General features: G+C 44.0%; 11 protein-coding genes. 10 read left to right on the top strand and 1 reads right to left on the bottom strand.

Translation table 11 applies throughout. The annotated features are described in order from the left end of the window. The first annotated feature begins 96 nt into the window (after positions 1-96). From NSQ46_RS25325 to NSQ46_RS25300, 6 genes are all read left to right on the top strand, one after another. On the top strand, positions 97-3,621 hold the full coding sequence (locus tag NSQ46_RS25325) for a helicase-related protein (RefSeq protein ID WP_342575194.1): 3,525 nt from the start codon (positions 97-99) through the stop codon (positions 3,619-3,621). 2 nt (positions 3,622-3,623) lie between these two features. After that, positions 3,624-6,464: a DUF1156 domain-containing protein gene (locus NSQ46_RS25320; RefSeq protein WP_342575193.1), complete on the top strand. Its 2,841-nt coding sequence runs from the start codon at positions 3,624-3,626 to the stop codon at positions 6,462-6,464. Between the two features lie 30 nt (positions 6,465-6,494). Continuing rightward, positions 6,495-9,350, top strand: coding sequence for a DUF499 domain-containing protein (locus tag NSQ46_RS25315; RefSeq protein ID WP_342575192.1), 2,856 nt, complete (start codon positions 6,495-6,497; stop codon positions 9,348-9,350). Positions 9,351-9,974: 624 nt separating this feature from the next. Beyond that, positions 9,975-15,848, top strand: coding sequence for a DUF3320 domain-containing protein (locus NSQ46_RS25310; RefSeq protein WP_342575191.1), 5,874 nt, complete (start codon positions 9,975-9,977; stop codon positions 15,846-15,848). Positions 15,849-16,016: 168 nt separating this feature from the next. Continuing rightward, on the top strand, positions 16,017-16,187 hold the full coding sequence (locus NSQ46_RS25305) for a hypothetical protein (RefSeq protein ID WP_342575190.1): 171 nt from the start codon (positions 16,017-16,019) through the stop codon (positions 16,185-16,187). Positions 16,188-16,445: 258 nt separating this feature from the next. Further along, positions 16,446-17,150, top strand: coding sequence for a nuclease-related domain-containing protein (locus NSQ46_RS25300; RefSeq protein WP_342575188.1), 705 nt, complete (start codon positions 16,446-16,448; stop codon positions 17,148-17,150). Between the two features lie 67 nt (positions 17,151-17,217). Here NSQ46_RS25300 and NSQ46_RS25295 read toward each other — a convergent pair. Beyond that, positions 17,218-18,338, bottom strand: a protein-coding gene (locus NSQ46_RS25295; RefSeq protein WP_156124786.1) for an IS3 family transposase whose coding sequence is annotated in 2 segments (ribosomal slippage) — positions 17,218-18,089 and positions 18,089-18,338 — 1,122 coding nt in all. Because the reading frame shifts where the segments join, the coding sequence is not laid out codon by codon here. Between the two features lie 134 nt (positions 18,339-18,472). Here NSQ46_RS25295 and NSQ46_RS25290 point away from each other — a divergent pair. From NSQ46_RS25290 to NSQ46_RS25275, 4 genes are all read left to right on the top strand, one after another. Further along, positions 18,473-18,820 (top strand): hypothetical protein, encoded by a 348-nt coding sequence (locus NSQ46_RS25290; RefSeq protein ID WP_342575186.1) that lies wholly within the window; start codon positions 18,473-18,475, stop codon positions 18,818-18,820. Next, the gene (locus NSQ46_RS25285; protein ID WP_007131112.1) at positions 18,820-19,149 is read left to right on the top strand and encodes a hypothetical protein; all 330 of its coding nucleotides are present in this window, start codon (positions 18,820-18,822) and stop codon (positions 19,147-19,149) included. The genes NSQ46_RS25290 and NSQ46_RS25285 overlap by 1 nt, the downstream gene beginning before the upstream one ends. A 391-nt stretch (positions 19,150-19,540) precedes the next feature. Further along, positions 19,541-19,906 carry a hypothetical protein gene (locus tag NSQ46_RS25280; protein ID WP_342575185.1) on the top strand — a complete coding sequence of 122 codons (366 nt, stop codon included), beginning with the start codon at positions 19,541-19,543 and terminating at the stop codon, positions 19,904-19,906. Between the two features lie 169 nt (positions 19,907-20,075). Then, positions 20,076-20,564, top strand: a complete 489-nt coding sequence (locus tag NSQ46_RS25275) for a SitI3 family protein (protein WP_342575184.1) — start codon at positions 20,076-20,078, stop codon at positions 20,562-20,564. Positions 20,565-20,623: the final 59 nt, after the last annotated feature.

The raw sequence follows: 20,623 nt of genomic DNA, 5'->3' as shown, positions 1-20,623 counted from the left end.
TAGCTGACTCTACTTGTCCAAGTATGTGGGTCTAATGGTATAGAACGACAATGAACGATAACGATCGACCAACACAAGATAAGAAGGTGTTTGTATATGCTAAGGCTTGAAGAGGTTAAGAAAGATGCAATAATCAACGGCCTTTTCTCAAATGAAGCGGCCAAAGTCATAATGGTCGAGCAAGTAGGTACTGACGCTTTATCTGTTGTTTACAAATCAATGAGTGGTGCCATTCAAGAGCGTATGCTTTTTCGGAGTGACGAGACAAACTTATCATTAGCACAAGCTGGTCGACCATGGTCATTCGACGCCGATGCTGACGCTTTTAAGTTAGCCGCAGAAGCGTATCGAATTAACGTTGCTCATTTATTTGATCCCATGATGGCTGTACATACATCGAACGTTGAGCCACTCCCTCATCAGATTACTGCTGTTTACGAATCAATGTTGCCTCGTCAACCATTACGATTCGTTCTTGCAGATGACCCGGGGGCAGGTAAAACAATTATGGCTGGGCTTCTTATGCGCGAACTCATGATCCGTGCAGATGCGCAACGTATCCTAATCATCGCGCCTGGTAGCCTCGTGGAACAATGGCAAGATGAACTGCATGAGAAGTTCGATTTAGAATTTGAATTGTTTACACGAGAGCTTGAGAACGCCAGTCGATCAGGCAATCCATTCGAAGAGAGAGACTTTCTTGTTGTTCGGTTAGATCAGTTAAGCCGAAGCGAAGAACTTCAGGATAAATTGAAGGCAACGAACTGGGACTTAATCGTAGTGGATGAAGCCCATAAGATGTCAGCTAACTGGTACGGCCAAAAAGTAAATGAAACCAAGCGGTTTAAGCTCGGCAAGCTTGCGGGCAGTATAACCAGGCATTTTCTTCTCATGACGGCAACCCCTCATAACGGGAAAGAAGAAGATTTTCAATTGTTCCTATCCTTGTTGGATTCAGATCGGTTCTACGGGAAGTTCAGAGACGGAGTACAACAAGTTGAAGTAAGTGATCTGATGCGACGTATGGTCAAAGAAGAGCTGTACAAGTTCGATGGTACAAAGCTCTTTCCAGAGAGACGAGCGATAACCATTAATTACAAGCTCTCTGATATGGAAGCGTCACTTTATGGCAAGGTTACAACCTATGTCAAGGAAGAAATGGATAAAGCCGATAAGCTCGAAGATAAAAAACGCAAGGGTACTGTTGGATTTGCGTTGACATCGCTTCAGCGACGGTTGGCTTCTAGTCCTGAAGCCATCTATCAATCGCTTAAAAAACGTAAGGAGCGTTTGGAACGCCGTATTGAGGAAATGAAGGTACAGCAACGCGGCAGAGTTGCCTGGGATACTACCTATGAAGTTCCCGATGATATTTATGAATCCGATGAAGAGATGGCGGACACTCAATACGAGGAATTCGAAGAAGAAGTTGTTTCTCAAGCGACCGCCGCGCAAACGATTCAGGAATTGGAGAAGGAAATTCAATCGCTAAAACATCTGGAACAGGTTGCGCGAGAAGTTGTTCAATCCAATCAGGATACAAAATGGTCACAGCTCTCGAGCCTCTTACTGGATGAGCCCATGATGCGTGACTCATCTGGCAATCGTCGTAAGCTTATAATCTTTACTGAGCATCGCGACACGCTGAATTATTTACAAAATAAGATAAGTGGATTGCTTGGTAATAATAAGGCGGTCGTAACGATTCACGGTGGAGTGAAGCGGGATGATCGGAGAAAGGTACAAGAACTGTTCAGACATGACCATGATACTCTTGTCTTGATCGCAACAGATGCAGCTGGTGAGGGTGTCAATTTGCAGAACGCCAATCTAATGGTGAATTACGATCTTCCATGGAACCCTAACCGACTGGAGCAACGATTCGGTCGTATCCATCGGATTGGACAAACGGAAGTATGTCATCTTTGGAATATGGTAGCAACTGAGACCCGTGAAGGCGATGTATTCCAACGATTACTGAACAAATTGGAAATCGAACGCGAAGCCCTTGGTGGTCGTGTATTTGATATACTGGGTAAGGTGTTTGAACATCGTTCGCTTCGCGAATTACTAATAGATGCAATCAGATACGGCGATCGCCCAGATGTTAAGGCCCAATTGCAACAGCAAGTGGAGGGGGCTTTGAGCCCAGAGCATCTGCGTGATATTTTGAATCGAAATGCATTAACTGAAGAAGTAATGACACTTGAACAAATGTATAAGGTTAAGGACGAGATGGAGAAAGCGCAGGCGCGAAGGCTTCAACCTTACTTCATCCGAGCCTTTTTCCGCGAAGCGTTCGCACGCCTTGGGGGAGACCTTAAAGAACGGGAGCAAGAGCGTTACGAAATATCTCATGTTCCCGCTGTGATTCGTGAACGGGACCGTCAAATCAGCGGTCGAACACGTAATCGGAAACCAGTTTTAACGAAGTATGAACGTATTTGCTTTGAAAAACAGTTAATCAGAGTTAAGGATAAACGTGAGGCAGCATTAATTCATACGGGACATCCGCTTATGCAATCTGTAACGGACTTGATCTTAGAGCGGGAACGTGGGAAGCTTAAACAAGGTACTGTCCTAATTGATGAGAGCGATGATGGCATTTCGCCTAAGATGCTCTTTATGGTGGAACATGCGGTAAGAGAAAATGACTTCGAGAATACATCTCGAGAAGTTTCTCGTCGTATTCAGTTTGTTTCAATTGATGAGCAGGGTAATGCTACTTCTGCTGGATATGCACCTCATCTTGATTTACGGAAACCTTCAAGTGAGGAGCGCCACTTGGTTGCTGACGTGCTTCAAGGTCAATGGATATCTGGTGATCTAGAAGGCTTTGCATCCCGTTTCGCGGCTGGTCATATTGGAATGCCGCATTACGAGGAAGTCAAACAACGCAGAGAACTGGAAGTCGAACGAACTCTTAAAGCGGTACATGAACGGCTCATCGTAGAGATCAACTACTGGCAGGACAGGTATTTGAAGCTTCAGGAGGATATTAGTGCAGGGAAAAAACCTCGAATGCATCTAGAAAACGTCCGACGTACAATTGATGACTTAACCGCGCGTTTGGAGCAACGTCATAAAGAGTTGGAAGCAAAACGGCATGTCGTATCAGCATCTCCCATTATCATCGGTGGTGCTCTGGTTATTCCAGCAGGGCTTCTTGCTCAAAGAAGAGGACAGCAGCCCACTGTTGATGCAGCAAGTCGCAGGCGAATAGAGCTATTGGCTATGCAGGCAGTTATGGATGCAGAGAGACGGCTAGGACATGAAGTCATCGATGTGTCTGCTGATAAATGCGGATGGGATATTACTGCCCGTATTCCACTTGGAGATGGCAGGTATGGGTTAGAACGTCATATTGAGGTTAAGGGCCGCGCTAAAGGGCAGGATACAATTACAGTAACTCGGAATGAGATGCTATATGGGTTGAACCAGGGAGATAAGTTCATCCTTGCTATCGTAATTGTAGATGGTAATGAAGTTGATGGTCCATACTACATTCGCAATCCATTTCAAGAGAGACCTGATTGGGCAGAAGTAAGTAAGAACCTTGATGTCGGTTTACTGCTAGGAAGAGCTGAACGGGTGACCATTACGAATAAAGAGAGTGAATAACAATGTCAAGCATAAAGATACCTAAAAAGTTGATTGAAGTTGCAATACCTCTAGAAGATATTAATATAGCTGCGGCAAGAGAAAAGTCAATACGGCATGGGCATCCGTCATCAATCCATCTCTGGTGGGCTAGACGTCCAATATCAGTAGCTCGTGCTATTTTATTTGCGCAATTAGTAAATGACCCTGGGTACGAGCGTCATTTGCAACGAGGCATGAACAAAGAAGCTGCAAAGAAAGAAAGAGAACGATTGTTTAACATCATACGGAAACTAGTTGTGTGGGAGAATTCCAATAACGAAGAACTCCTAAAAGAAGCCTACGAAGAGATAAAAAAGAGTTGGAAGGAAACGTGTGAGTTAAATAAAGGAGTTCCTGGTTTTGACCCAGATATTTTACCTGCTTTCCATGATCCATTTGCTGGAGGAGGCGCTATTCCACTAGAGGCGCAACGTTTAGGATTGGAGTCGTATGCGTCTGATCTTAATCCTGTTTCCGTTATGATAAATAAGGCTATGATTGAAATACCGACTAGGTTCTCAGGACAACATCCCATCAACCCAGATTATGGAGGTGGATTGGTGAGTTTGGTGGAGGATTGTAAGGGTGCTAAAGGCATAGCTGAAGATGTTCGTTATTACGGTGCTTGGATACGAGAAGAATCCATTAGGCGCATTGGTCATTTACACCCTGAAGTTCAATTGCCTGAAGCCCATGGTGGCGGAAAAGCAACAGTAATTGCATGGATATGGGCAAGAACTGTAAAAAGCCCAAACCCAGCTTATAACCATATTGAAATTCCACTAGTTAGATCATTTAAGTTAGCGAATCGAAAAGGGCTAACTTATTGGATCGAACCGATTATTTCTGAAGATAAGATGAGTTATAAGTTTATCGTCAGAGACAGTGGAACACCCCAACTTGAAGGAACTGTAAATCGTAACGGTGGTGTCTGTTTACTTTCTGGCACTTCTGTTCCATTTCAATATATTCGTCAAGAGGCCAAAGCGGGTAGGATGGGAACAAAACTTATGGCTGTTGTAGCTGAAGGTAAGAAAGGCAGAGTTTATCTTTCACCAACTCCACAACTGGAGAGTATTGCGCGTGTTAGCATACCCGAGAATGTACCTAGCACAGAAATGCCAGATAAAGCGATAGGGTTTAGAGTGCAGGAGTACGGAATGAAAAGACATTCTGAGTTGTATACTCCAAGGCAATTAGTTGTTCTCGCTACACTTTCTGACTTGGTACAGGAAGTCCATGGCAGAATACTTCAAGATGCTATTAAAAGTGGTATGAAAAATGACGAATTACCTTTTGAGAATGGAGGAACAGGCAGTAGGGCATACGCCGATGCAATTTGCGCATATTTAGCTTTTCAGATTGACCAGCTAAGTAATCATCTATCAACACTCTGTGCGTGGCACGTAAATAATGAGCAACTTAAGAATACATTTTCAAGACAAACATTAGCAATGACGTGGGATTTTGCTGAAACAAACCCATTCTCAACATCAACTGGAAGTCTGTATAACCTTCAGGAAAGACAGGTAAAAGGAATTGCATCATTAACAAGCACAACACAGGGATTTTCATTACAGCTCGATGCGAGTAAGCAGAATTTAAGTGTAAATAAAGTAATCTCTACAGATCCGCCGTACTACGATAATATCGGGTATGCTGATTTATCTGATTATTTTTATGTGTGGATGCGGCGCTCGTTAAAACCTTTTTTTCCTAGTATATTTGCTACTTTACTTGTACCGAAGGAAGAAGAGCTTATTGCAACACCGTTTAGACATGGAAATAAGAAAAAAGCTGAAGAATTCTTTCTGAGTGGTATGACGCAAGTAATGAGAAATTTATCTTTCAGTTCCCATAAGGCATTTCCAATAACAATCTACTATGCGTTTAAGAGTTCGGAAACTAAAGATAATGGTGTGTTTTCTGCTGGGTGGGCAACATTTTTGGAGGCAGTTTTTAATGCGGGCCTGGTAATTACTGGGACCTGGCCAGTTAGGACTGAGCAAACTTCTGCTATAAAACAAAATCTCAATGTACTGTCTTCATCTATTGTTCTGGTGTGCAGACCGAGAGAAGAAACAGCTCCATCAATATCTCGAAGGGAATTTATTAGAGAATTAAATACAGTACTACCTTCAGCTCTTAACGAAATGGTAAATGGTTCAATTGAATATTTACCTGTATCGGCGGTCGACTTACAACAAGCTGCGATTGGCCCAGGTATGTCAGTGTTTTCTAAATATTCCTCTGTAATAGAGGCTGATGGTTCCTCCATGAGCGTCAAGACCGCGCTTCAATTAATTAATCGTTCAGTGGATGTTTACTTAAATTCATCTGAAGGAGATATGGATTCGGATACATTATTTTGTCTTACTTGGTTTGAACAATACGGATGGCAAAGTAGTAACTATGGACAAGCAGAATTATTAGCAAATGCAAAAGGTACTACAGTAGATGGCTTGAAGAATACTGGAGTCCTTGAATCAGGCCAAGGAGTTGTTCGTTTGCTAAAATGGGCAGAATACCCTGTGGACTGGCACCCCGTAAGGGATAACCATACCCCCATATGGGAGGCCCTCCATCATTTAATCCGTACATTACAGCAACAGGGTGAACAAGCCACAGGTATATTACTGGCAGGTATGCCTGTACTTTCGAATGCAATTCGTAACCTAGCATATAGACTCTATACATTATGTGAACGCAAAGGATGGGCAGATGATGCGCGGGTATACAATGAATTGATCGCTAGTTGGGATGGAATTGATACAGCAGCAATTGAGTTTGGTCACCACGGATCACAACTGGAATTATTTTAACTGAAGCACAGTTAAAGGAGAGCATCATTAATGAGTATAAAATCTTGGCGAGAGATCGCGATTCCACATCAAGATGTTCTGCAAGGGACATTTCAACAATCCGAATTTGCGGCAGATTTAAGCCGTGTACATCAAGGATCGGCATCTCCAGAGTACGGCGATGCAAAACTGTTTTATTCTCGGACTTTCATTACCAAAGGTATGGAACTGTTGTTAGACTCTGTTATTAAGCGTTTGAGCGGCAACGGGGGAGATCCTGTTATTCAGCTTCAGACAGCCTTTGGAGGCGGTAAGACTCATACTATGCTTGCTGTATACCATTTAGCAAGTGGACAAGTGCCTCTTAGAGAACTTCAAGGTATAGCATCAATTGTAGATGCTGCTGGCATTATGGAAGTTCCGAAAGCTCAAGTTGTTGTACTGGATGGAAATGATCTTTCACCGAACCAGGCGCATAGCAGAGAAGGCGTATTAATTCACACTATGTGGGGAGAGCTCGCTTGGCAACTTGGGAAAACAGAAGCCTACAATATCGTAAAGGCTGCAGATGTTAGCGGTACATCACCAGGAAAGGCCCAACTGACTGAGCTTCTAAGTAAATATTCGCCATGCGTAATACTTATCGATGAGTTGGTTGCCTACCTTCGACAATTTGAAGAAGGCAGAACCTATGCAGGAGGTACATTTGACTCCAATTTGTCCTTCATTCAGGCACTGACCGAAGCGTTGAAGGCTGTTCCTCAAGCGATAATGCTTGCGTCTCTCCCTGAATCTAATGCTGAGCTTGGCGGAATACGTGGACAGCAGGCTTTTGATGCACTTGAGAAGTATTTCGGACGTGTACAAGCACTATGGAAGCCTGTAGCTACTGAAGAGGCATTTGAGATTGTAAGACGCAGACTTTTTACGAACATATCTGACGTACATGCCGTTGAAGAGGTTTGCCGCGCTTATTCCGAGCTTTATGTACAGAATAGCACGGAATTTCCCTCCGAGACACAAGAAATGCGGTATCTGGATCGTCTTAAGCAATCATACCCTATACATCCTGAGGTCTTTGATCGCTTGTATGAGGATTGGTCGTCGTTGGATAAATTCCAGCGTACCCGTGGTGTGCTCAAACTTATGGCCAAGGTTATTCATAAGCTCTGGACAGAAGGCAATGCATCACCGATGATTCAATGTAGTGATTTGCCGTTAAATGATCAGGATGTTCGGAATGAATTAGTGTACTATCTACCGCAAGGGTGGGACCCTGTTCTTGAGCGGGATGTTGATGGTCATCGTTCTGAGACAGTTACTATTGACCGTGACTCTCGCTTTGGTGCATATCAAGCAGCACGACGAGTAGGAAGAACAATCTTCTTGGGTAGTGCGCCCAGTGTTACACTTAAATCGCAACGCGGCATAGATCAGTCACGAATCCTTCTTGGATGCGTGCAACCTGGGCAAACAATCGGTGTATATAAAGATGTTTTGAGACGTATGAGCGATGTTCTACATTATCTAAATAACATGAATAATCGTTTCTACTACGACACCCGTCCGAACCTTCGACGAGAGATGGAAGAGCGAAAGCAACGTTTTACTGATACAGATTCAGAGATACGTGCCCGTCTTACCAAGTTACTGAATACCAGAAGGGAGTTTACTGGCATTCACATATTCACTCCTTCGGCTGATATACCTGACGATGAAGAACTACGGTTAGTGGTTCTTCCGACAAATGGCGCTTACAATCGGTCGGCACACAATCAAGCATTTACGATTGCCAATGAAATTCTGACGAAGCGGGGAAACCAGCCTCGAAGCAATCAGAATCGATTAATCTTCATGGCAGCAGATTATGAAGCGGTACGACGTCTTCGAGAGAGCATTCGAACGGTGTTGTCGTGGCAGTCCATTGTAAATGATATCAAGGATGATAGACTTAATCTGGATCGAGTCCAGCAAAAGCAAGCCGAGGAACAACTGGCGCGTTCTCAAGATGTTGCTACGCGTACCTTGCGTGAAACGTTCAAATGGCTTCTGGTGCCGTATCAGGAAGCCTTACGAGGGCAAGGAGTAACCGAAGTGGCTTGGGAAGCAATGCCAATCCAACCGAATGCGAATGATGTAATGGTAGAGATTGCAAACAAACTAAGCGAAGATGGGCTGCTGATCACAACGTGGGCCCCAATACACCTTAGTTCCATGTTGAAGACATGGTTTTGGAAAAATGAATTGAATGATGCATATGCACTTGATGTATGGAAGAATACTTGTCAATATCTTTACTTGCCTCGTCTTCATAATCAATCTGTCTATCAACAAGCAATTGATGCAGGAGTTCGTAGTCGTGACTTTTTCGGTGTTGCTTATGGACGAGAAGGGGAGCAATATCAAGGCTTTGCACTTGAGCAGAATATTAGCGTCATTCTGGACGGAACTACATTGTTAATACATCCGACAATTGCACAAGCATATGATGCTGTACAAAAGCAATTGAAGGCGCAAAGGGATGCTGAGAGCCAGGGAAGTGGGACAACACCTCCTAGCGGAGGTCATCCACCAGTTTATCCTCCTTCAGGAGGACCGTCAGGAGTGCCGATACGCCCTGTTGGCCCTATCATTCCAGAGCAACCTGTAGACCTTCCGCCAGCACAGAAAGTTAAACGTCGATTCTTCGGTAAGGTGCAATTACCAAAAACGACGGCTAAAATGGACTTCGCAAAGATTTATGACGAAGTGCTGAGCCATTTTGCTCTTAAGCATGACGGAACGGTTACTATAACCATAGAAGTAGAGGCCACATCTCAAGGCGGGTTCGATGAAGCGTTCCAACGTATTATCCGTGAGAACGGCGGACAACTACGGTTCAGTATGACAGAGTTTGAAGAGGAATAATTATCGATCATTCATCCATTCATCGAAAGGGGTTAGGTTAATGGCCTAGCCTCTTTCTTTAAGTAAACAAGATAATCATTAATTATGAATGCAATTATAATGAGCATAGGAAGGGGGGCTGTGCATTATCTTAAGTTCAAGAGAGCATAAACGGGTAAGTGTAATATATGCGGTAAAATAAAGCAGTTAACCTGGGATCATGACCCTCCTAAATGCGGGCAAACTCCGCGTGGTCTATAAGTATATTTGATTGGGTTTATGGCTGGGAGGACATGAAAAAATTGAAATCGTTACCGTATGATCCAGATTGGTGTTATCAAGACCCAAGGTTGAATGGTTTATCTTAAATTAATCTGCTAAACAGTGCTGATTGAACTCATCATTCAACCAAAAAACCGTTACATTGAACAGGTTGATTATGGTCTAATATGCGTTGTTTCAAATCAATCACAATTAATATACTTATCCTCCAAGATGTCGTCTTTTACGAATCATCTTTTATTTTCTAGCATTTTCATGTCGAATAAAGCAGATACACCCATTATTTAGTGTTATTATAGAACTAATTGGCAATCGCTGTAGGTCTACAGGACTGAGAGACAAGAATTATAGGAGGATTTGGAAGTGGAGAGCAGAATATCATGCGAATGGTTGTATAGCGAAACCGTGAACTACGCTATGCAGCAGAACCATGTTCCTGTTATGAAGAGCATCATCTTAACGAATACAACGGGTGAAGATATCAAGGGAATCACGGTGAAGCTAGAATCTGAGCCGCAATTTGCATATGAATGGAAGAAGGATTTTGACATGCTTCCAGCAGGGCAATCCTTGGACATGGGTACGATTGATTTACATATGTCGACCTCATTTTTGGGGGATTTGTCGGAACGCATATCAGGTACATTGACATTGACGGTATGGCAGAATGACACCGAATTGTTCAAGCAGCGCGGCTCGATTTCCGTCCTTGCCTTTGATGAATGGAGTGGGCTTGCCGTATTGCCTGAGATGACCGCTGCTTTTGTCACGCCAAATCATCATCAAGCGGCCGAGATCGTACGGGAGGCGGGCACCATTCTGGAGCAATGGTCGGGAAGCCCTTCGTTTACAGCTTATCAGAGTAAGGATCCCAACCGGGTACGTATGCAGGCCGCTGCGATCTACTCGGCTTTGCAGAATCGCGAGATTTCCTACTGTGTAGCTCCTCCTAGTTTTGAGTTGATCGGTCAGCGTATTCGTCTTCCTGAGACCATCTTCACGCATGGCCTGGGAAATTGTCTGGATCTTTCCATGCTCTATGCTGCTTGTATGGAGGCGGTGGGTCTACATCCTCTGATCATTTTCACGAAAGGGCATGCGTTTGCCGGAGTCTGGCTTGTAGAGGAGACGTTCTCGGAGACGGTTCAAGATGATATATCGTTATTAACGAAAAGGCTCGCAGCGGGAATAAATGAAATCTGCGTGGTGGAGTCTACGGCTATGGTCAAAGGGGATCATATTCCATTTGATCAAGCGGCTATGCTAGCCGAGGAGCATCTGAGAGATCCCGATTCATTCGATGGCTTGGTCGATATTCGAAGAGCGCGCGCAGCAGCCATACGACCGTTACCACTGCGCACGAAGGCGACAAATGGATGGGTCATTGAGGAGACTCGTGAGACGAAGATCCATGAAAGTGCTGCTCCGGAACTTCTGGAAGTGCTGGAAAAACCATTGGAAGTTGATTCGTTGCAGCCTACAACGCGTCAAAAGCAATGGGAGCGTAAGCTGCTGGATTTGACGCTTCGTAATTCACTGCTCAATTTTCGCTTAACCAAAGCGAGCATTCCGGTCATTTCTGCCCAGTTGGGAGATTTAGAAGATGCGCTGGCTGACGGCGATGAATTTCAACTGTTGGCTAGGCCCAGTGACTGGGAGGATAACGGGCGAAACGCCAGCTTGTATCAAAGTGTGAATGCCAGTCATCCACTCGTTAAATTGTTGCAGGAAGAATTCGTCCGGAGACGACTGAGAGCCGATTTGAATGCTCAGGACTTAGAGAAAAGAATTGTACATATTTATCGGTCTGCCCGAACTTCATTGGAAGAGAATGGGGCTAACACGCTTTTTCTTGCGTTGGGTCTCTTGAAATGGTATGAATCACCGGTTAGCGAACTTCCTCGATATGCGCCGATTGTGCTGATTCCTGTAGATATTTTACGAAAATCTTCACGACAAGGCTATGTCATTCGGGCGAGGGATGAAGAACCGCAAATTAATATTACACTGCTGGAGATGCTCAGGCAGGATTTCGGTATCGGCATCGATGGCCTGGATCCGCTTCCGAGGGATGAGAAAGGCATTGCCTTGAAACAGATCTTTAACGTTATTCGACATGCATTAATTCAAGTATCCCGCTTTGACATCGAGGAAACGGCTAATCTCGGATTGTTTTCTTTCGGGCAATTTGTAATGTGGAATGACATTCGCACGAGAGCGGATCATTTGGCGGAGAATCAAGTGGTGGCGAGCCTTATTCAGGGGCAATTACAGCTACAGGAATCTGTGGAAGTGAAGCCCGAGCCGCTCGATGATGAAGAGCATCCGGCTCACTCGTTGATTCCGGTCAGTGCAGATTCTTCACAATTGTCGGCCATTCGCGCGGCGCTTAAGGGGCAAAGCTTTGTGCTGCACGGCCCTCCAGGAACCGGGAAGTCCCAGACCATTACGAATATGATTGCTAGTGCTCTGGCCAATGGGAAGAAAGTGCTGTTCGTAGCGGAGAAGATGGCAGCATTGTCCGTTGTTCAGCGAAGATTAGAACAGATCGGTTTGGGCCCTTTTTGCCTGGAACTTCACTCCAACAAAAGCACTAAGCGAGCAGTCCTTGACCAATTAAGCAATGCGATTGATGTGCAGCGGATACAGTCTGGCGAGTCATGGAAAAGACAAGCAGATCGCTTGTTCCAGTTGAGAGAGACGTTAAACGGTTATGTAAAAGCCCTTCATCGAAAACATGCTTTTGGCTTATCTTTATTTGAAGCGATATCGGAGTATGAGAGAGCGGGTGAAGCACCGGATGTCGTTACGTTCAATGACGCAGCGATTGAAGGACTGGTCCCGGATACCTTGGTTGCATGGAATGACACGGTTGCTCAATTCATCGCAGCCGGGGCTGCCCTTGGCAATCCGGGCACGCACCCTTGGGCTGACTCTAAGGTTACATCCTATACACAGGAGCTGAAGGCAAACGCAGAAGTATTAATAAAGAGCTACATTGTAGAGCTTGAGGGACGTCAGAAAGCGATGAATGAAGCGCTGACGCATTTCAAGCTTGGAGCTCTTCCGATGACTCAAGACAAAATCTCCATACTTGCACAGTTGTGTGAGCTGGCTAGCCGTGTACCGGATATTAAACCTGCCCTCATGCAAGAGATCAATCTCGAAGAATCGGTTGAAAGGCTAAAGGCCGCAGCACTTCAGGGCAAACGCCGAGACCAGATTAGAGATCGGGTTGCCAAACTATTCACTGCAGAGACTCAGCGTCTAGATGCCCAAATGATGTTATCTACTTGGGATAGCTTGGAGCTAAAATGGTTCCTTCCGAAATGGGCCGGGCAAAATCGCATTTTAAATATGCTGAAGAAAATGACGGTTCCCGGTCAAGGGATAGCCAAGCAGGATGTCAGATCTCACTTGCTGGATATCATTTCCCTGCAGGAAGAGGAACAGAAGTTAAGTCGAGCAAGGGACGAATCCGCTCCATTCCTTGGTTCCTCGCTGATCTGGGATGACGAAGGCAAGTGGGACGACCTCATGGAGACTTGCGAGTGGCTGAATCGATTGCATGCAGCGTTAACGGCTTGGTTTGAAAATACGACCGATGCCCATCACGCAAGAACACAGATTGCAGAATTTATGGTTGAGCTTCGTGGGAATGCTGCGCTGAATCAATCGATACAGTCTGTACTCCGCAGTCATGAACAAGTGAAGCATCAGGAAAAGGAGCTCCGCGATCTATTGCAGATTGACTTTGAGCGCATGGCGCATCAGTCTCAGGATTTGGACTGGCACGATGATCTCCTGGAAAAAGCAAATGGATGGATATCTCATCTAGATGTATTGAGAGATTGGTGTACGTGGCAAAGAGTGCGATCGCAGGCGGAGGAGCAAGGACTTCTCCCTCTTGTCATTCCATACGAAGAAGGGCGTCTATCTAATGACCAGTTGAAGGATGCTTTTGAACGTGGACTCTATAAAAAAATAGCGAATTACATCATTGCGCGTGATGAGCAATTCGTGTCATTCTCCGGCAATGTATTTGAAGAGACCCTACTTCGCTTCAAAGAAGCCGACGAGGAATATACGAGACTAACCCAACAAGAAATTGTGGCCAGGCTTTCTTCGAGAGTCCCTCAAATGTCGCAGGAAGCATCGCAAAGCTCGGAAGCCGGCATTCTTCAGCGGGCGATTCGCAGCGGCGGGAGAAATATGTCAATTCGCAAACTGTTTGAACAGATTCCGAATTTGCTGCCGCGATTAGTGCCCTGCATGTTGATGAGTCCGATTTCTGTAGCACAGTACCTCGATCCTGAACGGTCCCCATTCGATATGGTGATATTTGACGAAGCCTCTCAGGTGCCAACGGCACAAGCGGTTGGGGCACTGGCAAGGGGACAGCAGTCTGTCATCGTAGGTGATCCGAAACAGCTGCCACCAACGAGCTTCTTTTCGAAGAGCCGTCAGGAAACGGAGGAAGAGGAACCGGCGCTGCAAGACATGGAGAGCATATTGGATGATTGTTTGGCGCTTGGAATGCCGGAGCGACATCTGACCTGGCATTATCGTAGTCGGCATGAAAGCCTGATCGCTTTCAGTAACGCTCATTACTACGAAAATAAGTTAATGACTTTCCCATCTCCGGATGAACCCGTTTCAAGTGTGAAATGGTGCCCTGTCGAAGGATATTATGATCGGGGACGTACGAAACAGAACCGAGCCGAAGGTGAGGCTGTCGTTGCTGAGATTATCCGCCGCATTAAGGATCCGGTCTTGCGTCAACAAAGCTTGGGGGTCGTCACGTTTAGCTCCATTCAGCAAACCTTGATTGAGGATATGCTTGAAGAAGTACTGAAGCAAGAACCGGAAGTGGAAATGTTGATGATGCAAATGCCGGAACCCCTATTCATCAAAAACCTTGAGAATGTTCAAGGGGATGAACGGGACGTTATTTTGTTCTCAGTAGGATATGGTCCTGATGCAAACGGTAAAGTAAGTCTGAATTTTGGCCCGTTAAATCGGCAGGGAGGTTGGAGACGGTTAAATGTTGCCGTATCAAGAGCTAGGTATGAAATGCTGGTATTCTCAACACTGCACGCCCATCACCTGAATGCGAGCAGGATCAGCAGCGAAGGTGTACTAGGCTTAAAAGCGTTCCTTGAGTATGCGGAAAAAGGAAAACGGATCCTGCCTGCAAGCGAGGCGTCATCTCAAGCGCTTCAGGTTTCGCATGTTCACCGAAGTCTGGCCGCTGAGTTGAAAAAGCGCGGATACCAAGCAGATCTATATGTCGGGGCATCGGGATATCGCATTGATTTAGCGGTATTGGACCCTGAGTCCGATCATTATGTATTAGGGATTCTCCTTGACGGACCGATGTATCAAAATGCAGAATCTGCACGGGATCGAAATATTTTGCGGGAAGAAGTGCTTAAGCAGCTTGGCTGGAATTTGTTGAGGGTGTGGAGTCCGGATTGGTGGGACAATAGAGAGGGCGTAATGAGCCGTATTGTGGAAGCTGTTAAGCGAGGAAGAGAGGTCACGAAGTTACGGGTTCAGTCCCAAGCTGAAGCAGCAGTGACTCATGAACAAGTGACTTTTGATCGTTCACAGAATCCTCCGGTAAGCATGGATAAGGATCATCATGTTCAACCTGCACAGCCTCAGAAACCGAAAGAGATGCAGCCTTACCATGTCTGCGTTCTGGATGCTGTTTCTTTAGGGTCGGATTGGTTCCATTCCCCAGAATCGACGGAGCTCCTTTTGGGTCAAATCCGAAAGGTCATTCAAGAAGAGGGACCTATCAGCCGGAGTTTACTTACAAAACGCATTTTACAGGCATGGGGCATTACCAGACTTGGGACACGATTGGATCAGAGGTTTAGAGAGTTGTTGATGAAGATACAACCTGCACATACGGAAGTGAACGGAATGACCTTCTTGTGGCCAGAGGGAATAAAACCATCCGAGTATGGGATTTACAGGGTAGCGACAGATGATGCTCAGCGGCGAATGGCCGAGGATTTACCGCCGGAAGAAGTAGCGGTTACCGTGAAATCCATTCTGTCTTCTCAAATTAGTCTTCCTTATGATGAGCTAACGAAACAAGTGGTTAAGGCGCTCGGATACGCTAGATCTGGCAGTGCTCTGGAGAAGTCGATTAAATCGGGGATTCAAAGAGCTATTGAGCTGGGCTTCGCTTATGAAGATGAAATTCAGCGGGTGGTTGTGAAGTAATTAAACCAGCTATTCTCTATGTTACCATAAGGCTAATCAATGGCTGCTCAATGAGCAGTCTTTTTTTTATGCCGATTTTGGGTTCCGAACTTACGTTTGCTGGCATTCCCATGTCACCACTATTCTTTAAACTATGGATAAATGAGGAATTAGTGATGGAGGAATCCCATGAAACCAAGAAACCGTGCAATGCATTTGGAGATTAAACAAGTCATTGAGAAGTTAGGTTTAACGAGTGATAAAGTAACAGAGTTTTATGATGAACTGAAGGAGAAGTATAGGGAAGAGGAGCAAAAATCTGATGAAAGCTGCGATCCCGATCCACATAAAGAGGATTAAACCAATAAAAATTTGGTTGTCATTCGTATTAGTAGTAGGTCATTAGTAATGGTGTTGAAGTTAGAGAATAATCTGCAATGGTTCTATAGAAGGGTTTTACCGATTTCTGGCGAAAGGATGTATATGTTGACGAGGATCGTCGATGGATGTTGTGAAAACGATAAAGAGGAGTTTGAAAATGTAAAATAAATCGGCCGTGCTAGTACGAATCGCTTGAAGGCGTTTATTCTCCACATCATATAAGAACGGAGCTCCAATATGCTAAAGAAATTAATGTCGATATTCAAATCAGATACTTCGGATAAGAAGCCTACCCAACCTAGTACTGAAACATCTAGCCGCAAACCTAAACCTAAAGTTCAGCCAACGCGAATCGGAGAGCTGGGAGAGCATAAGATTAACATTCAGCTAGATCAGCTCCCTAAAGGGTGTAAGTATGTGAGTGATTTAATGGTGGCTAATTCGAAATCCCGTACAGGATATTCGCAGATCGATCACGTGGTCATTACCCCTCAAGGAATATTTGTAATCGAGACCAAGAACTACAACGGGGAGATAAAGGGTACTAGAGACAATAAGTCCTGGACAGTGAGCAACCGATTTAAAATGTACAACCCGTTTATGCAGAATTACGGTCATATTCAAGCGATTAAAAGCTTACTCCCCGACTATAAAGAGGGGCGATATATATCACTCGTTTCCTTCACGATGCGTTGCCGATTTAGCGTGGACCCCGAATTGAGAAAAATCCAATCGGATGAGCTGATCGTGTACGATGTTGAACTATCCGAATATATTCAGCGTAAAATGAACCGGATTCAAGCCGAGAAGACGGGACCTGTTCTAACAGAGTCGGATATTCAGAAGATCTATCAATCTTTGAAAGAAGCCAATATCACTTACCCGAAGATTCGGGCTGATCATGTGGATAAGGCGGGGAGTGTGGGGAAGGCCAAAAAATAGTAATAAACCAATTGCCGCTGGACCACTTATTGAAGTGGAGAGCGGCGATTGGATTGTCAACAGTAAATCAGACAGCATTTTTAAGGGCTGCATGGCGATACTGAACCGGTGTCATGTATCCTAGTGTTCCATGAATCCGATGCTTGTTAAACCAGTTAACATAATCGTATAATTCCAGTTCCAGATGACGAAGACTCTGGAAGTTCATCTGGTTCACGAACTCTGTTTTCATAATCTTGTAGGTCGCTTCCGCCACAGCGTTGTCGTAGGGGCAGCCTTTCATGCTCAGGGATCGGCCAATTTCAAATGTCTCCAAAAGTGCATCCATCTTTTGATTTTTAAACTCACTGCCACGGTCGGTATGGAACCATTGAATCTGAGATAAATCACCCTGAACCGTTGCAAAGGCACGAGAAACCAACACGGCATCCTTATGAGGGCCTACACTATGGCCGATGATCTCTCGATTGAACAGGTCGATAAGTACACAAATGTAATGCCACCGGTTCTGAACTTTCACATACGTCAGATCGCTGACAACGACTCGTTTAGCCTCCGTTTGATCGAATTCGCGATTCAGCGTATTGGCTGTAGACGCTTCATTACACGCGGACTTAAGGGGTTTATATTGCGACACGGTGTACGTAGAAACAAGTCCCTGCTCTTTCATGATCCGGCCAATTCGACGTCTGGAGACGACGAAACCACGTTCCTGGAGCTTGACTTTAATCTTGCGTGTACCGTAAGCTTTTCGATTCTTATGGAAAATGTCCGCAATCGCTTCGGCGACATCGTCTTCGCTCGTTTGTTCTTTCGCTTCATAGTAAAACGTACTTCTTGCGATTTGCAGGACGTCGCACATTGCTGATACCGAGTATTTATCACGGTTGTTCTGGATGATAGCTACTTTCGTCCCATGATCAGCGCGGCTTGCTTTAAAATATCCACCTCCATTTTCAGACGCTGGTTCTCCTTTCGCAAGGCAATCAGCTCATTGTCTTCGGAGGAGCGATTGTCCTTCTCCTTGAAGGAACCCGTTGTTTGGGCTTGTTTGATCCAGCGGTCTAAAGCGGAGGCTGTGAGGTCATATTCCTCCACGATCGCTGCTCTGGATTTTCCGTTTTCATAGAGTTCTACCATTTGTTTTTTGAATTCTGCTGTAAAGGTACGTCGTTGTTGTTTTGGCATTGTAGAGATCCGCTCCTTAGGATGATAGGTTTATTCTACAAGCCCTCATTTTTATTGTCCAACTAAGTGTAGACGATCCAGTAGAGATTGTTGATAAGAATGGAAGACCAATCGGTGAGTTAGACGAAATCGATTTGAAGAACGGTGTTTTTTATGAAGATAAAACAGCTAAAGGATTAAACATAGTAAATCCTAAAACAGGGTTACCTGCCCAAACTCCTCAGCAGTTTGCTGATAAGCAAATACTAGATAAGACTAGAAAAAGGATAGTTAACCTGGAAGAAGCTATTGCAACTAGACCGACAAAAAATGGTACGCCGGATGTACCTTCACTAGACCAAATCCAAAATATCCGTAAGTTCGTCTTTAGATTGGACGGAGATACACCTGAACTAAGGCAGGCAGTCGAGAACAGCCTAAATCAACTAAGAAAAGAATTTCCTGACCACACATTTGAAGCAATATTTGGAGGGAAAGATTAATGTCTATTGCAGCTATGATATTAAACTCAGAAAACGAGTTTGAGGAAAAATTTTACATTCCTGTAGCGTCAGAAGCTTTTTTCGAAGAATGTTGGATACCTGCTATTGAAGAACTGAACTTAGAATGGATTAATGTTTTTTCCGTTGGATTAGATATGGAGAAAGAAGACTTGCCTTTTGTGATGAAGGAGCTATCTCAGATAAAGGAGTGGGCAAAAACAAATTTACCTAGCGAAAAACAAGAAAAGATAATTGAAAGAATTGAATTACTTGAAGCTGAACTTCCTATCGCTTTTCGAAGAGATGGGGCAGTAGTGTTTATTGGCTAGGTTTCAATAAGTACTGGTGGGGCTACCCAGTGCCGAAACAAAACACTTATACCTATGTTTGGGTAACCTATCAGTTGATTAGTGGCTATTAAACAACCGTGCCTATTTAGATAATATTCTGTCCGCCGTCCACCACGCATCGCCCGTTAATCGGGCGGGAGATAACTAAGCCAAGCAAATTCATCTTTCATGCCAGTATGAGGATTAGATCGAATTGGTAATCATCCAATTATTGTGATGAGATGCGGTGAACAAATCGAATGCATTCGGCTTGTGGATTTTTCGGCGCATGCCTTTTCCGGATATTGCTCACTTAAGAGCAGTACAAGGGTATACGCCAGTTTTGTGATAAACTACACTAGACAGCTATTAGCAGAGGTGGCGAATGACTTTGAAGAAACCTTGGAAGATCATAGCATTCGGTATTATTGGCATCATTTTTCTTGTCGTTATATTCATAGGTCTCTATATCAATAATATCGGATTCCATAACCTAAAGCTCATGTACACGTTGAGTACTACGGAGAAATTAATAGTTCCAATGGATAAAGTGGGGCATTATCTGGCAAGAGAGGATCGTTCCGTTGAGCTTCTAAAAGAGCGGATGAGCAGTAGAGGATGGAGCTATGTCGAGCAAGAAGGCTCTAACTATTTTTTTGAAAAGGGAAATGAAGAAGCGATCGTTACCTTACAGCAATGGAATCATAAATATATCATCTATCAGGTTAAAGATAACGTCATCAATATAGCGGACTAGTGAGTAATTATGTTATACACTTTAATAAACAGACTTTCATCATTGTTATTTGAAATGGTGGAAATTAATTTAATTAATACTTTATCAATTTTAAACGATTAGCGGATTGGCCGATTAATGGACTTAAAGAATTAATAGCAATTGATTTACATAATATAGGAGTGCTCAAGTGGCTATTGAATATTCTCTCAAAGCAGAACAAAAAATATCCGAATCCTGTTTATTACAAGAACTAGCTTCAATGGGGTATAAAAATATTGATGTAATAGACATTCCAAAAAGAATTAAAATTAGTCAATTTGAGAAATCACTGGGTCTGTCTGTTTACTTAACCGAGTCTGGCGAATATCCGTATAACGCCTATGACACTCAGTTTTTGAGCAGTGAGTTTGTATATGAAAGTACATTGAGTATTCGCTTTATAAACAATTTATACAATAATGAATCCTTTAAGTTTGCTTTATCTCTAGTGTTCAATTTGATGAAAAACAATAATTCAAATGCTTTATTTTTATCAAATGGTGATAATGAATTATCTTTCTTTACTAAAGGACATGTATATTTGGATAATTCATCACATGTCTGGGATAATGGTTATTTTACTGAAATTCTTAAGGGATATAGATATAGTTATTATGATGGAAATTTTATAGAATAGAAAGGGCATTTATGAGCCAGAAGAGAAGTACTACATTGGAGATAAGAAAGTGTGCTTTA

Origin of the sequence: Paenibacillus sp. FSL M8-0142 (genome assembly GCF_038597315.1) — a bacterium.
GTDB classification, from domain to species: domain Bacteria; phylum Bacillota; class Bacilli; order Paenibacillales; family Paenibacillaceae; genus Paenibacillus_AQ; species Paenibacillus_AQ lactis.
Note: the sequence above shows the minus strand (reverse complement) of the source record. Positions and strands in the feature narration are given on the sequence as shown.